This is a genomic window from Agrococcus sp. AC640b, assembly GCF_979255995.1.
The window spans coordinates 1-15,281 of the sequence record NZ_CEEDMM010000007.1; the positions used below are offsets into that span (position 1 = coordinate 1).

13 protein-coding genes are annotated in these 15,281 nt (G+C 70.4%); 9 read left to right on the top strand and 4 right to left on the bottom strand.

Annotation, left to right across the window (positions count from 1 at the left end; genetic code table 11):
- Nucleotides 1-595: 595 nt before the first annotated feature.
- Genes ACZ6H8_RS04265 through ACZ6H8_RS04280 form a run of 4 tightly spaced genes read right to left on the bottom strand, consistent with a single transcriptional unit; the run spans nt 596 to nt 4,680 of the window.
- Nucleotides 596-1,402, bottom strand: a complete 807-nt coding sequence (locus tag ACZ6H8_RS04265) for an ABC transporter ATP-binding protein (RefSeq protein WP_464144693.1) — start codon at nt 1,400-1,402, stop codon at nt 596-598.
- Complete coding sequence (locus ACZ6H8_RS04270) at nt 1,399-2,328, bottom strand: ABC transporter ATP-binding protein (RefSeq protein WP_464144695.1); 930 nt, start codon at nt 2,326-2,328, stop codon at nt 1,399-1,401. The genes ACZ6H8_RS04265 and ACZ6H8_RS04270 overlap by 4 nt, the downstream gene beginning before the upstream one ends.
- Entirely contained in the window at nt 2,321-3,304 is a 984-nt protein-coding gene (locus tag ACZ6H8_RS04275; protein ID WP_464144697.1) for a branched-chain amino acid ABC transporter permease, read from the bottom strand. Before ACZ6H8_RS04275 ends, ACZ6H8_RS04270 begins: the two co-directional genes overlap by 8 nt.
- Nucleotides 3,304-4,680 carry a branched-chain amino acid ABC transporter permease gene (locus ACZ6H8_RS04280; protein ID WP_464144700.1) on the bottom strand — a complete coding sequence of 459 codons (1,377 nt, stop codon included), beginning with the start codon at nt 4,678-4,680 and terminating at the stop codon, nt 3,304-3,306. The genes ACZ6H8_RS04275 and ACZ6H8_RS04280 overlap by 1 nt, the downstream gene beginning before the upstream one ends.
- Before the next feature lie 161 nt (nt 4,681-4,841).
- Here ACZ6H8_RS04280 and guaB point away from each other — a divergent pair, with 161 nt between their 5' ends.
- From guaB to guaA, 9 genes are all read left to right on the top strand, one after another.
- On the top strand, nt 4,842-6,344 hold the full coding sequence (guaB, locus tag ACZ6H8_RS04285; RefSeq protein ID WP_464144703.1) for an IMP dehydrogenase: 1,503 nt from the start codon (nt 4,842-4,844) through the stop codon (nt 6,342-6,344).
- Between the two features lie 219 nt (nt 6,345-6,563).
- Complete coding sequence (locus ACZ6H8_RS04290) at nt 6,564-7,490, top strand: hypothetical protein (protein WP_464144704.1); 927 nt, start codon at nt 6,564-6,566, stop codon at nt 7,488-7,490.
- A gap of 184 nt (nt 7,491-7,674) precedes the next feature.
- Entirely contained in the window at nt 7,675-8,517 is an 843-nt protein-coding gene (locus tag ACZ6H8_RS04295; RefSeq protein ID WP_464144707.1) for a DUF4097 family beta strand repeat-containing protein, read from the top strand.
- Entirely contained in the window at nt 8,514-9,161 is a 648-nt protein-coding gene (locus tag ACZ6H8_RS04300) for a PadR family transcriptional regulator (protein WP_464144709.1), read from the top strand. Before ACZ6H8_RS04295 ends, ACZ6H8_RS04300 begins: the two co-directional genes overlap by 4 nt.
- Before the next feature lie 193 nt (nt 9,162-9,354).
- Nucleotides 9,355-10,470 carry a GuaB3 family IMP dehydrogenase-related protein gene (locus ACZ6H8_RS04305; protein ID WP_464144711.1) on the top strand — a complete coding sequence of 372 codons (1,116 nt, stop codon included), beginning with the start codon at nt 9,355-9,357 and terminating at the stop codon, nt 10,468-10,470.
- A gap of 60 nt (nt 10,471-10,530) precedes the next feature.
- Nucleotides 10,531-12,312 carry a glycerol-3-phosphate dehydrogenase/oxidase gene (locus ACZ6H8_RS04310; RefSeq protein WP_464144713.1) on the top strand — a complete coding sequence of 594 codons (1,782 nt, stop codon included), beginning with the start codon at nt 10,531-10,533 and terminating at the stop codon, nt 12,310-12,312.
- Nucleotides 12,313-12,314: 2 nt separating this feature from the next.
- Nucleotides 12,315-13,103: an SURF1 family protein gene (locus ACZ6H8_RS04315; RefSeq protein ID WP_464144716.1), complete on the top strand. Its 789-nt coding sequence runs from the start codon at nt 12,315-12,317 to the stop codon at nt 13,101-13,103.
- A 13-nt stretch (nt 13,104-13,116) separates the two neighbouring features.
- Nucleotides 13,117-13,629: a DUF3817 domain-containing protein gene (locus ACZ6H8_RS04320; RefSeq protein WP_464144718.1), complete on the top strand. Its 513-nt coding sequence runs from the start codon at nt 13,117-13,119 to the stop codon at nt 13,627-13,629.
- Nucleotides 13,629-15,200, top strand: a complete 1,572-nt coding sequence (guaA, locus tag ACZ6H8_RS04325) for a glutamine-hydrolyzing GMP synthase (protein ID WP_464144721.1) — start codon at nt 13,629-13,631, stop codon at nt 15,198-15,200. The genes ACZ6H8_RS04320 and guaA overlap by 1 nt, the downstream gene beginning before the upstream one ends.
- Nucleotides 15,201-15,281: the final 81 nt, after the last annotated feature.

Sequence of the window (15,281 nt, forward strand, 5' to 3'; positions counted from 1 at the left end):
CCCCTTCGCTCCGCTCGCGTGCTGGGCGCTTGGGCGTCCTTCGGGCCGTGGGGTGGGCCTCCGGGTGGGGTTGCTGCTGCGCGCCCGTGCGGTCGCAGCCGATCCGCGCGGCCGTGCTCGGCGCGTGACGCGCCCGGCGACGTGCGACGGCGTGGAGCGCGGGTGGTGTCCTGTGCGGGTGCGGGCGCCGTGGTGACCCCACGCTGCGCTCTCGCACGGGCCCGCACGGCCCGCACGGCGCCGCGACGCACGGAGGTCTCCGACCGCGGGAGCGCTCGCGCTGCGTGCTGCCCAGCGAGCGACGCGAGGCTGGGAACGGCCGCGCGGATCGGCGGCGACCGCACGCGCGCGCAGCACATCCCACCACCGGTGCGCTGCGCACCCGCACGAACGAACGCCCCACGCACCGGGACGGACGGGAGGAGGAGGGGCCGACGTCGAGTCGCAGGCATCGGGCCTGGCGGGAGCTCGCGCTAGCGAGCGGGGGACTGCGACTCGATGTCGGCCCCTCCTCCTCCCAACCCAGCCCAGCACCCACGACACGACGAAGGCGCCGTCCCCACAGGGACGACGCCTTCGACCGAGCAGCCCAGACCTACGGCTTCGACTCGTCCCTCGACGACTCGTCATCCGCATCCACCGTGACGACCGTGTTCGTCTCCGTCCGCGCCTTGTCCTCGACGTCGGTCGCGAGCGTGCCGAGGTACAGCTCGACGACCTTCGGGTCGTTGAGCATGGAGCGTCCGGTGCCGGTGTACGCGTCCTTGCCCTGGTCGAGCACGTACGCGCGGTGCGCGATCTGCAGGCAGCGGCGTGCGTTCTGCTCGACCATGACGATGGTCACGCCGTGCTTGTTGATCTCGGCGACGCGCAGGAACGTCTCGTCCTGACGCACGGGGGAGAGGCCGGCGCTGGGCTCGTCGAGCAGCAGCACCGACGGGTCCATCATGAGCGCACGGCCCATCGCGACCATCTGGCGCTCGCCGCCGGAGAGGCTGCCTGCGCGCTGCTTGCGCCGCGACGCGAGCTCCGGGAAGAGGCCCGCGACGAACTCGAAGCGCTCCTTGAAGCGTCTGGGCTCCTGGTAGAGCCCCATCTCGAGGTTCTCCTCGATGGTGAGCGAGGGGAACACGTTGTTGTTCTGCGGCACCATGCCGACGCCCTTGGACACGAGCCGGTCGGCCTTGAGCCCGGTGATCGACTCGCCCTGCAGCAGGATCTCGCCGCCGCGCACGTTGACCTGCCCGAAGATGGCCTTCAGCAGCGTCGACTTGCCTGCGCCGTTGGGCCCGATGATGCCGATGAGGTCGCCCTGGTTGGCCACGATGGAGCAGCCGTTGAGGATGTTGACGCCCGGCAGGTAGCCGGCGACGAGGTCCTTCGTCTCGAGCACGACGCTCATGCCTTGTCCTCCTCGCGGGCGGCGACGACCTCGTCGAGCTCCTGCGCAGCCTCTTGCTCGATCTGGCGGATCTCCTGGTTGGTGAGGGTGCCGAGGTCGGTGTCGTGATGCGCGCCGAGGTACGCGTCGACGACCGCCTGATCCTGCATGATCGACTCGGGCGGGCCCTCGGCGACGACCTTGCCCTCTGCCATGACGATGACCCAGTCGGAGATGTGCCGCACCATGTGCATGTCGTGCTCGACGAACAGCACGGTCGTGCCGTCGTCCTTGAGCCCGAGCACGTGGTCGAGCAGCGACTGCGTCAGCGCCGGGTTGACGCCGGCCATCGGCTCGTCGAGCATCACGAGGCGCGGGCCGCTCATGAGCGCCCTCGCCATCTCGAGCAGCTTGCGCTGCCCACCGGAGAGGGAGGCGGCGAAGTCCTCGCGCTTGGCGTCGAGCTTGAAGCGGGCGAGCAGCTCATCGGCACGCGCCGTGTTCTCCTGCTCCTGGCCGCGCCAGAGGAAGGAGAAGATGGCGCTGGAGAAGCGCTCGCCGCGCTGCCCGGACGCGCCGAGCAGCATGTTCTGCAGCACGGTGAGGCGGCCGAGCGACTTCGTGAGCTGGAAGGTGCGCACCATCCCGCGGCGGGCGACCTTGTAGGCGGAGACCCCGGCGAGCGACTGACCGTCGAACGACCAGGAGCCCTCGTTGGGCTTGTCGAACCCGGTGAGCAGGTTGAAGAACGTCGTCTTGCCTGCTCCGTTGGGCCCGATGAGCGCGGTGATCTTGCCGCGGGGGATCTCGACGTGGGCGACGTCGACGGCGGTGAGGCCGCCGAACTGCCTGCGCACGCCGTCGGCGACGACGATGGGGTCGACCTTCTTGCAGCCGGGGCCGACGTCGCCGTCGACGAGCTCGTGGGTCTTCGTAGGGCTAGACATTGAACGACAGCTCCTTCTTGTTGCCCATGATCCCTTGTGGTCGGAAGATGACGAGGACGATGAGCGCGGCGCCGACGGCGACGAACGCGAGCTGGCCGGCCTGGGTCGCCGACATCGAGCCGAAGAGTCCGAGGTCGTGCAGCTCGCCGATGAGGCCGCGCACGAACGACAGCAGGAACCAGAACAGCACGCCGCCGAGCACGGGGCCGAGCACGGTGGCTGCGCCACCGAGCAGCAGCGCGGTCCACACGTTGAACGTGAGGGTCGTCGCGAAGCTGTCGGCCTGCACGGCTCTGGGGAAGATGAACAGGATGCCGGCGACCGCACCCATGACGCCACCGAGCACGAGCGCCTGCATCTTGTACGCGTACACGTTCTTGCCGAGGCTGCGCACCGCGTCCTCGTCCTCACGGATGCCCTTCACGACGCGGCCCCACGGGCTGCGCATGAGGCCCCACACGAGCAGGACCGCGATGACGACGAGGATCCAGCTGACGAGCGTGTACCAGGTGTTGTTGTCGAGGTTCAGCAGCCCCTCGTTCACCGCCTGGATGTCGCCCTTGAAGTCGGTGCCGCGGATGCCCTGCGAGCCGCCGGTGACCTCGGTGAGGTCCTGGGTGCGCACCGTGAAGCGCACGATCTCGGCGGCGGCGATCGTCACGATCGCCAGGTAGTCGCCCCGCAGCCGCAGCGTGGGGATGCCGAGGATGAGCGCGAAGATCACCGCAGAGAGGATGCCGACGAGCGTGGCGGCGAGCAGCGACAGCCATGCCGGCCATCCGAACGTGTTCGTCGGGTCGACGAGGCTCGTGAAGACGGCGAACCCGTAGGCGCCGATCGCCATGAAGCCTGCCTGGCCGAAGTTGAGCAGACCCGAGTATCCGAAGTGGATGCCGAGGCCGATGGCCGCGAGGGCGTATGCCGCCGACGAGGCGGAGATGAGCTGGCTGAGCGAGCCGAGCAGGACGTCGAGCATCAGCCGATCCTCTCCTTGCGACCGAGCACACCCTGCGGCCGAACGAGCAGCACCAGGATGAGGATGACGAGGGCGACTGCGAACCGGAGGTCGGCAGGGAGCCAGAGGGTGGAGATCTCGGTGGCGAGCCCGATGATGAGCGCACCCACGAGCGCGCCGAACGCGCTGCCGAGGCCGCCGAGGGTGACGGATGCGAACAGCAGCAGCAGGATGAGGAAGCCCATGTCCCACCGCACGCTGGCACCCACGAAGTAGGCGTAGAGGATGCCGGAGAGTCCGGTGAGCGTGCCTGCGAGCACCCAGACGATGCGGATGACGCGGTCGACGTTGATGCCGGACGCGCCTGCGAGGCTCGCGTTGTCGCTCACCGCGCGCGTCGCCTTGCCGATGCGGGTGCGGGTGAGGAAGTAGGCGACGCCGAGCAGGATCACGACGCAGATCACCATGCTCACCAGGTTCGACACCCGCACGTTGAACGTGCCGAAGGAGACGGTGGCCGAGTTGTCGACCGCGAGCGTCTCGCTGCCGCCTCCGACGATGAACTGGAAGAAGTACCGCAGCGCGATCGACAGACCGATCGTGACGATGAGCACCTGCACGAGGCCGACGCGCTTCCTGCGCAGCGGCTTGAAGATCGCCGCGTCGTGCAGCCAGCCGAAGCCGGCGCTCGCGATGAGGACGCCGATCACCGCCACCGCGACGGGCAGGCCGATGACGGTCGTGAGCGCGTAGAAGATCAGCGCACCGAACGTGAGCATCTCGCCGTGCGCGAAGTTGTTCACGCCCGTCGTGCCGAAGATCAAGGTGATGCCGATGGCGCCGAGCGCGAGCAGGAGGCCGAAGTTGAGGCCGGTGACGAGTCGCTGACCGAGCTGCGCCCACGAGAAGCGGCTGCTGCTCGAGTCGCTCGACGACCCTCCGCCGTCGCCGCCGTCGCTGCCCGAGCTGGGCTGCGGCGCCGTGAAGGAGCCTGGCTCGCCGATCTGGAACAGCACGCCCTGCGAGCTGGTCGTCGCGATCTCGAACTCGCGCGACACGTGCGCGGGGTTCACCGCGAGCCCGTCCGGGATCGTGGTCTCGTCGATCGAGATCGTGTAGGCGCCCTGCGCGGGCACCGGGATCGACCAGCGGCCGTCGTCGCCCGTGGTCGCGGTGCCGGTGAAGCCGTCCGCCGCGGTGGCGGTGATGACGACGCCGGGGAGGGGGGTCTGCGGATCCGAGCGCACGATCCCTTGGAACTGGTACGCGCTGCCGGAGTCGGACGGCGGGGCCGTCGCGTCGGCTTGGGTGGCGCCGAGGCCGAGTGCGACGGCCAGGGCGACGAGCAGCGCAGGGATGGCGAGCCACCACCTGGCTGGTCGGAGCGTCTTCTCCACATGTCCTCCAGTGGTCCGTGGCGCACCCGTAGGGGAATGCGATAGGCGGTGTGCCTGTTGCACGGTGGAGTCACTGTAGCCCGGTGATGGTGTCGAGCATGTTTCGAGTTCTGCTCGAAGCGTGACTCGGGATCGAATCGTTACTCGTACGATGGATGGCGATGGACACCCGCGACCCGTTCGGCTTCACCGGTCTCACCTACGACGACGTCATGCTGCTCCCCGGCCGCACCGACGTCATCCCGAGCGAGGCGGACACGTCCACCTTGCTCTCCCGACGCATCCGCCTTGCCGTGCCGCTCGTCTCGAGCGCCATGGACACCGTCACCGAGGAGCGCATGGCGATCGCCATGGCGCGCCAGGGCGGCATCGGCATCGTGCACCGCAACCTCGCGATCGCGGATCAGGCGGCGATCGTCGACCGCGTGAAGCGGTCGGAGTCGGGCATGATCACCGATCCCGTCACGATCGGCCCCGACGCGACGGTCGCCGAGGTCGACGCGATCTGCGGCCAGTACAAGGTCTCCGGCCTGCCGGTCGTCGACGAGGGCGGGCACCTGCTCGGCATCATCACGAACCGCGACATGCGCTTCGTCGCTCGCGCCGACGGCCCGACGACCCTCGTGCGCGACGTCATGACGCCCGCGCCGCTCACGACGGCGCCCGTGGGCACGTCGCGCGAGGACGTGCTCGAGATCTTCCGGCAGTCGAAGCTCGAGAAGCTGCCGCTCGTGGAGGACGACGGCCGGCTCGCGGGCCTCATCACGATCAAGGACTTCGACAAGGTCGAGCAGTATCCCTTCGCGACGAAGGACTCGCAGGGTCGTCTGCGCGTCGGAGCTGCCATCGGCTTCTTCGGCGACGCGTACGACCGTGCGGAGGCGCTGCTCGAGGCAGGCGTCGACGTCATCGTCGTCGACACGGCCAACGGCGAGTCGCAGGGCGTCATCGACATCGTGACGCGCCTGAAGGGCGACGCGCGCTTCGATGCCGTCGACATCATCGGCGGCAACGTCGCGACCCGCGAGGGCGCGCAGGCGCTCGTCGACGCGGGCGTCGACGCCGTGAAGGTCGGCGTGGGCCCCGGCTCGATCTGCACGACGCGCGTCGTGTCGGGCGTGGGCGTGCCGCAGGTGACGGCCGTGTACGAGGCGTCGCTCGCCGCGACGCCCGCAGGCGTGCCCGTGATCGCCGACGGCGGCCTGCAGTACTCGGGCGACATCGCGAAGGCGCTCGTCGCTGGCGCGTCGTCGGTGATGCTCGGGTCGCTGCTGGCCGGCACCGACGAGTCGCCCGGCGACCTCGTGCTCATCAACGGCAAGCAGTTCAAGACCTACCGCGGCATGGGCTCGCTGGGTGCGATGCAGACGCGCGGCACGAAGACGTCGTACTCGCGCGACCGCTACTTCCAGGCCGACGTGCCCTCCGACGAGCAGCTCATCGCCGAGGGCATCGAGGGGCAGGTGCCGTACCGCGGCCCGCTCGCGACCGTCGCGTACCAGCTCTCCGGCGGTCTGCGGCAGTCGATGTTCTACGTCGGCGGCCGCACGATCCCCGAGCTGCAGACGAAGGGTCGCTTCGTGCGCATCACGGCGGCGGGGCTGAAGGAGTCGCACCCGCACGACATCCAGATGGTCGTCGAGGCGCCGAACTACCGCCGCTGACCCTCCCCTCCGTTCCGAGGTGCGCTTCTCGTTGCGAGGTGCGCTTGCCGTTGCGAGGTGCGCTTGCCCAGTCGAGGTGCACCTCGCAGCGCACCTGAGCTGGCGTAGCGCACCTCGCAACGGCATGGGCCCGCCACCTGGGCTCCTGCACAGCGGCGCCCATCCACAGAGCATCGCGGCTGCGTCCCTCGAGGGCTGCCCGAGGGCCAGTGTGCCGGGATGGATGACGAGCTCGAGGTGGTCGACGCCAGCGCCGTGCGGGCGTTCGGCAGCGATCCGTCGATGGATGCGCGGCTGACCCGCCTCCGTCGCGGTCACTACGCGGTGTCCGAGCAGCTCGAGGGCGCGTCGGTCGAGTCGCGATATCGGGCGCGCATCGTCGCCGCCTCGCGAGCACGCGTCGGCATGGTCTTCGCGCTCGAGTCGGCGCTCCTGCTGCACGGCTTGCCGATCGATGGGGAGCCGGCATACGTCTTCGGCACGGGCGACCCCTTCGCGTCGGGCGCGCGGGGTGACATCCGGTGCTCGCACCTGCCGATCCCCGACGAGCACGTCGTCGAGGTCGACGGCATGCGCTGCTCGAGCGTCGCGTGGACGCTCGCCGACGTCGCCAGACGGCGGATCCCGGGCCCGGCGGTCGCTGCCCTCGATGCCGCGTTGCGCGACGGCAAGGTCGATCGGGCCGCGGTGTCCGAGGCGATCGGCGAGCAGAGCAATCGCAATCGCGCGCGCGCCCGATGGTCGCTCGCGTTCGCCGATCCGGCCGCCGAGTCCGTGGGCGAGTCGCGCAGCCGTGTGGCGATCGCGCTGCTCGGCTTCCCTGCTCCCGAGCTGCAGGTCGTCGTGGAGACGTCAGCGGGCCGCTTCCGGGCCGACTTCGGCTGGAGGCTGCCTGGTCGGCCGCTGCTGGGCGAGTTCGACGGCGCGGTGAAGTACGGCGACCTGGCTCGCAAGGCGGGGCGGTCGGGCGTCCAGGTGCTCATGGAGGAGAAGCGTCGCGAGGACGCACTGCGGGAGGTCGCCGAGATCCGTCGGTGGACGTGGGCGGACCTCGTCGACCCGCGCCGGCTCGAACGCATCCTCGTGGGCGCCGGGGTGCCGCAGCGCCATCGAGTCCTTCCCGCAGGCGTGCGTCTTCTGCGCTGAACTCCGTTGCGAGGTGCGCTTCTCCAACTGAGGTGCGGCTCGCGGCGCACCTCAGTTGGAGAAGCGCACCTCGCCACGAGAGGCGCACCTCGCAACGACGGGAGGGTTGCGGGTGGCGGGGACGCGATATATCGTGTGTGCATGACGCGATATATCGCGTGACCGATCGCACAGAGGAGCAGCCGTGGAGGCAGACCAGCACGAGGCGCCCTTCGAGGGCGCGACCCCCGCCGACTCGAGCGCAGAGCGCTGGACGGTGCGGCCGGGCGAGACGCGCACCATCACCCTCGAAGGGGTGCGCAGGCTCAAGGTCGGCGTCATCGCAGGAAGCGTCGACGTCGTCGGGCACGACGAGCCGTGGGCGCGCGTCGAGGTGCATCGCGTCGACGGCCGCGACCTCGAGATCTCGCTGGACGACGGAGCGCTCACCGTCGCCCATCCGCTGCTGCGCTGGTCGAACCTCATCGACTCGCTCAAGTCGCTCGGCATCGAGCGTGGACGCGTCGAGGTCAGCATTCTCGTGCCACAGCACGTCGCGCTCACCTACGGGCAGGTCACGGCGCAGGGGCTCATCTCCGGTCTCGCCGCCGGCGCCGACGTCAGCACGGTCTCCGGCGACGTGCAGCTCGACGGCGTCGCAGGCGACGTGCAGGTCAACACCGTCTCCGGTGACGTCGAGGCCACGGGCCTCGACGGCGACGTGCAGGTCCACGCCGTCAGCGGCGACGTCACCGTCTCCGGCGCATGCCGTCGCATCGGCATCGACACCGTCTCGGGCGACGTCCTGCTCGACGTGCACGGCTCGGTCGCATCCATCTCCGTCAACGGCGTCTCCGCCGACGCGACGATCCGCGTCGACGCGCAGGTGGCAGCCGAGGTCGTGACGAACACCGTCAGCGGCAGCGGCCGCGTGTTCGGCACGGCGATGCCCAAGCGCGGCGGCCGCCACAGCGAGTCGGGCGTGGGCGAGACCGCACGCATCTCGCTCAACTCGGTCTCGGGAGCCCAGACGGTCGTGCGCCGATGAGCCCGGTCTTCGCGCACGGCGCGCTGCGGCTCTACCTCCTGGCGCTGCTCGCCGAGTCGCCGAAGCACGGCTACGAGGTGATGCAGGCGCTCGAGCGCCGCTTCGGCGGCACCTACCAGCCGTCGGCGGGCACGATCTATCCGCGGCTGTCGCGGCTCGAGGAGGAGGGGCTCGTCGCGAAGCATGCCGAGGGGCGTCGCACCCGCTACGAGATCACGGATGCCGGACGCGCCCACCTCGCCGAGCGGCAGGGCGAGCTCGACGCGCTCGAGACCGAGATCGGCGACTCGGTGCGGCGTCTGGCCGACGAGGTGCGCGGAGGCGTGCGTGATGCGATGCGCACGCTGCGCGCCGATCTCGCCGCCGCGGAGCGCGACGCTCGCGCGCCCGACCCAGCCGCGACCGCTGCGGCAGGCGAGCCCGAGCCCGCCTCGACGAGCGCGCACGGCCGTTCCGAGCCTCGCGGCGCCGATCGCGCCGACGTGCGCGCCGCCGTGCACGAGGTCGATCTCGCCGTCACGCGCATGCGCGCCGAGGTGCGCTCGCTCGTGCGTGGGGCGTCGGTGACGGCCGCGACCGCACGGGACGTGCTCGTGGAGGTGGATGCGGCGACCGCCCGCATCCGCGCGATCCTCGGGCGCTGACGCGCTCGCTGCCGCGCCGCCGCGCCACCCGATCGTTCCGAGGTGCGCTTGCTGCAGCGAGGTGCGGTTGCAACCGCACCTCGATGCAGCAAGCGCACCTCGCAACGCAGGAACCGCACGGGCGGGGGCGCTCGCGTCACCCCTCAGCGGACACGGGGTGAGGCATCTCGCGTGCGGCACTAGGCTGAGAGACGTGGCGGAGATCGAGCTCGGACTGGCCAAGAGCGCACGACCGGCGTACGGATTCGACGACGTCGCGGTGGTGCCGACCAGGCGCACCCGCGACAGCGACGTCGTCTCCCTCGCATGGCAGATCGACGCGTTCCGCTTCGAGATCCCCGTGCTGGGCGCACCGACCGACTCGGTCATGAGCCCCCGCACCGCCATCGCCCTCGGGCGCGCAGGCGGCCTCGGCGTGCTCAACCTCGAAGGCGTGTGGACGCGCTACGACGACCCCGAGCCGCTGCTCGCCGAGATCGCGGGCCTGCCCGCCGACCTCGCCACGAACCGCATGCGCGAGATCTACGCCGCACCCGTGCGGCCCGACCTCATCCGCCAGCGCCTCGCCGAGATCCGCGAGGCGGGCGTCACCGTCGCAGGCAGCCTCAGCCCGCAGGCCGTGCAGGAGCACTACGCATGCGTCGTCGACGCGGGCGTCGACCTGTTCGTCATCCGCGGCAGCACCGTCTCGGCGGAGCACGTCACGAAGACCGGCGAGGCGCTCAACCTCAAGCAGTTCATCTACGAGCTCGACGTGCCCGTCATCGTCGGCGGCGTCGTCACCTACACGGCGGCGCTGCACCTCATGCGCACCGGCGCCGCAGGCGTGCTCGTGGGCTTCGGAGGCGGTGCCGCCTCCACGAGCCGCAGCGTGCTCGGCATCCACGCCCCCATGGCCACGGCCGTCTCCGACGTCGCCGCAGCACGCCGCGACTACCTCGACGAGTCGGGCGGCCGCTACGTGCAGGTCATCGCCGACGGATCGCTCGGCACCTCAGGCGACCTCGTCAAGGCCTTCGCATGCGGCGCAGACGCCGCCATGCTGGGCACGGCGCTCGCGAGGGCGACGGATGCACCCGGTCGCGGCTGGCACTGGGGGCCTGAGGCCCACAACCAGAAGCTGCCGCGCGGCAACCGCGTGCAGGTCGAGCAGGTCGGCGACCTGGAGGTCGTGCTCAACGGCCCCGCGCCCGTCGCCGACGGCACCGCGAACATCGTGGGGGCGGTGCGCAAGGCGCTCGCGACCACGGGGTACAAGGACGTCAAGGAGTTCCAGCGCATCGACGTCGTGGTGGCGCCGCGGCGCTAGCCGCATCGGCTGGAGCGAACGCAGGACCCCCACGGGGCCCGCAAGGGAAGGGGATTGCACATGGCAGCCAGGCAGAACGCGAAGAGCGTCCGTCGATCGGCGAACCTCGGACCGCAGGAGCGCGAGCAGGCGCTCGCGTCGATGCGCGAGCGCGAGCTCGACGTCCTCGTCATCGGCGGCGGCATCGTCGGCGTGGGATCGGCGCTCGACGCCGTCACGCGCGGCCTGCGCGTCGGCATCGTCGAGGCGCGCGACTTCGCATCGGGCACGTCGAGCCGCTCGTCGAAGCTCATCCACGGCGGCATCCGCTACCTCGAGCAGTTCAACTTCGGGCTCGTGCGCGAGGCGCTCATCGAGCGAGGCCTGCTGCTGCAGCGCATCGCACCGCACCTCGTGAAGCCCGTGCGCTTCCTGTACCCGCTGTCGAAGCCGGTCGTCGAGCGCGCCTACATCGGCGCCGGCATGGCCATGTACGACGCATTCAGCTACACGGGCTTCATGCGCCCCGGCGTGCCCCTGCACCACCACCTCTCCAAGAAGCAGATGCTCAAGGAGATCCCGTCGCTCGACCCCGACGCGCTCGTCGGCGGCATCACGTACTACGACGCCCAGGTCGACGACGCCCGCTACGTGGCCGAGCTCGCACGCACGGCGTCGTTCTACGGCGCGCACGTCGCGAGCCGCGTCCGTGCCGAGGGATTCCTGAAGGTCGGCGAGCGCGTCGTCGGCATCCAGGCCCACGACTACGAGTCGGGGGAGCGGTTCGAGATCCGCGCGAAGCAGGTCGTGAACGCGACCGGCGTGTGGACGGGCGACACGCAGGCCATGGTCGGCTCGCGCTCCGACTTCCGCGTGCGCGCCTCCAAGGGCGTGCACCTCGTCGTGCCGCGCGACCGCTTCCACTCGTCGATGGGGCTGCTGCTGCGCACCGAGAAGAGCGTGCTCTTCGTCATCCCGTGGGGTCGCCACTGGATCATCGGCACCACCGACACCGACTGGGAGCTCGACAAGGCGCACCCCGCCGCGACGGCCGCCGACATCGACTACATCCTCGAGCACGTGAACTCCGTGCTCGACACGAAGCTCACCCGCTCCGACGTCGAAGGCGTCTACGCAGGCCTGCGCCCGCTGCTCGCCGCCCCCGAGGGCGGCTCGACGGCGAACCTGTCGCGCGAGCACCACGTGTCGCACACCGTGCCCGGACTCGTCATGATCGCAGGCGGCAAGTGGACGACGTACCGCGTCATGGCGAAGGACGCCATCGACGAGGCCGTCTCCGCCATCGACGGCAAGGTGCCGCCGTCGTGCACCGAGGACATCCCGCTGCTCGGCGCCGTCGGCTACCGCGCCGCCTGGAACAAGCGCGGCAAGATCGCGAAGGCGTTCGGCCTGCACAAGCACCGCGTCGAGCACCTGCTCAACCGGTACGGCACGCTCACCGACGACCTGCTCGACATCATCCGCGAGCGGCCGGAGCTCGCAGAGCCGCTGCCGGGCGCCGACGACTACCTCGGCGCCGAGGTGCGCTACGCCTGCCTCGCAGAGGGTGCGCTGCACCTCGACGACGTGCTCGCCCGCCGCACCCGCATCTCGATCGAGGCATGGGACCGCGGCGTCGCCGCAGCACCCGTCGCCGCGCGCATCATGGCCGACGTGCTCGGCTGGGACGAGGCACGCATCGAGAACGAGATCAACACGTACAACAAGCGCGTCGCCGCCGAGCTCGCCAGCCAGGAGCTCCCCGACGACGAGTCCGCCGACCAGGCGCGGCTCGAGGCGCCCGACATCGTGCCGCTCGGTGCGCTGCCGGTCGTCGAGCCGGTCGGCACCCGCGGCACCTGAGCGTGACCCCGCGGTTCCTCGACGTCGCGCGGCGCCCCAGATGGATCGGGGCGCTGCTCGGCGCGCTCGCCGTCGCCGGCATCTTCGCAGCGCTCGGCCAATGGCAGATCGACCGTGCCGTGCAGCAGGGGCAGGCCGATGAGCGCGACACCGAGACGCCCGTCGCGCTCGACACCGTCGCCGACCCGCAGGGGCCGCTCATGTCGGTCGCTGGCGGCCGCATCGTCGAGACGACCGCGACGATCGACCCCGCATCGTTCATCGTGCTCTCCGGCAGGCAGCAGGAGGGTGAGGCCGGTGCGTGGCTCACCGCACGCGCCATCACCGACGAGGGCGCCTCGCTCGCGGTCGCGCTCGGCTGGGCGCCGACGCGCGCCGAGGCGGAGGCGGCCATCGACGACGTCGACCTCGACCAGGCGACGATCGCCGGCCGCTACATGCCCAGCGAGTCGCCCACCGTCGTCGACTTCGAGCAGGACACCACCGAGGCGATGAGCGTCGGCGACCTCATCAACCGCTGGCCAGGGTACGACGGCGACGTCTACGCCGGCTACGTCATCCTCGACGACGCCGCAGGCGGCCTCGACGCGATCACGTCGCTGCCGCCGGAGCAGCAGACGCAGCTGAACTGGCTCAACGTGTTCTACGCCATCGAGTGGATCGCGTTCATGGTGTTCGCGCTGTACCTCTGGTTCCGGCTCGTGCAAGACGCTCGCGAACGCGAAGGCGAGGCGATCGAGGACGCCGAGGCGGAGGCCGCAGCCGCAGCCGCCGCGTCCAGCGACGTCTGAGCCGCTCGGTAGGATGGAGGGCGTGCCGAGGCCCATCCAGCAGATCCCGAAGATCCGCTCGGCGATGACCTTCTACCGCATCATGTCGTGGGTGACGGGAACGTTCCTGCTGCTCCTCGTCATCGAGATGGTGCTGAAGTACTCGCCGAGCCACGTCGAGCTGTTCGCAGGCGGCTCCGGAGGGCTGCTGAGCCTCGCACCCGTCGTGCCAGGCCCCGGATGCCAGTGGTACTCGCTGTTCGTCCCAGGCGGCATGGGATGCGAGATCCAATCCCTCGGCGACGGCTTCAACCTCTCCCTCGCGATCCTCATCGCCCACGGGTGGATCTACGTGCTCTACCTGCTCGCATGCTTCCGACTGTGGATGCTGCTGCGGTGGCCGTTCACCCGCCTCATCGCCATGGCCCTCGGCGGCGTCGTGCCGTTCCTCTCGTTCATCGTCGAGCGGCGCATGCACCGCCTCGCCGCCACCGACGTCGTCCGCCTCGAGACCCAGGCGGCCGCACTCCAAGCCAAGGAGGCCTGATGGCCGACACCGCCCAGCGCCCCGTCCTCGTCGTCGACTTCGGCGCCCAGTACGCGCAGCTCATCGCACGGCGCGTGCGCGAGGCCGACGTGTACTCCGAGGTCGTGCCGCACTCCATCACCGCAGACGAGGTGCGCGCCAAGGACCCCGTCGGCATCGTGCTCTCCGGAGGCCCCTCGTCGGTGTACTCCGACGGCGCGCCCAGGCTCGACCCCGCCATCCTCGAGCTCGGCATCCCCACGTTCGGCATCTGCTACGGCTTCCAGGTCATGGCTGCCCAGCTCGGCGGCGAGGTCGCCCGCACCGGCAACCGCGAATACGGCTCCACCGCCGTCACCGTCGGCGACGAAGGCAGCCTTCTCGCCGGCCAGCCCGACGCGCAGACCGTGTGGATGAGCCACGGCGACGCGGTCGCGAAGGCTCCCGAGGGCTTCGAGGTGCTCGCATCCTCCGTCGACACCCCCGTCGCCGCCTTCGAGCACCGCGGACGCAAGATGGCAGGCGTGCAATGGCACCCCGAGGTGCGCCACTCCGAGCACGGCCAGCAGGTGATCGAGTCGTTCCTCCACGACATCGCCGGCATCGACCGCGACTGGAAGACCGGCAACGTCATCGACGAGCAGGTGCAGCGCATCCGCGAGCAGGTCGGCGACGCGAAGGTGATCTGCGGGCTCTCCGGCGGCGTCGACTCCGCCGTCGCAGCAGCGCTCGTCCACGCCGCCGTCGGCGACCAGCTCACCTGCGTCTTCGTCGACCACGGCCTCCTGCGCCAGGACGAGCGCCGCCAGGTCGAAGAGGACTACGTCGCCTCCACCGGCGTGCGCCTCGTCACCGTCGACGCACGCGAACGCTTCCTCGACGCCCTCGCAGGCGTGAGCGACCCCGAGCAGAAGCGCAAGATCATCGGCCGCGAGTTCATCCGCGTCTTCGAGCAGGCCGAGCGCGACCTCGCCGCAGAGGCCGCAGCCGACGGCGAGCCCATCCGCTGGCTCGTGCAAGGCACCCTCTACCCCGACGTCGTCGAATCCGGCGGGGGAGCCGGCACCGCGAACATCAAGTCGCACCACAACGTCGGCGGCCTGCCCGACGACCTCCAGTTCGAGCTCATCGAACCCCTCCGCGCACTCTTCAAGGACGAGGTGCGCGCCATCGGCCGCCAGCTCGGCCTGCCCGAGGTCATCGTCGGCCGCCAACCCTTCCCAGGACCAGGCCTCGGCATCCGCATCATCGGAGAAGTCACCCAGGAACGACTCGACGTGCTCCGCCGCGCCGACGCCATCGCCCGCGAGGAGCTCACCGCAGCCGGCCTCGACCAGGAGATCTGGCAATGCCCCGTCGTGCTCCTCGCCGACGTCCGCTCCGTCGGCGTCCAAGGCGACGGACGCACCTACGGCCACCCGATCGTGCTGCGCCCCGTCTCCTCCGAAGACGCCATGACCGCCGACTGGACGCGCCTGCCGTACGACGTGCTCGCGAAGATCTCCAACAGGATCACCAACGAGGTCGAGGAAGTGAACCGGGTCGTGCTCGACGTCACGTCGAAGCCGCCGGGGACGATCGAATGGGAGTAGGTCCGCGCTGATCGGGCGCGGCGTCTGCGTCGCTCCTCAGCTCAGACAATGCGAACGGCCGGAGGGGTCGTGGCCTTGCGG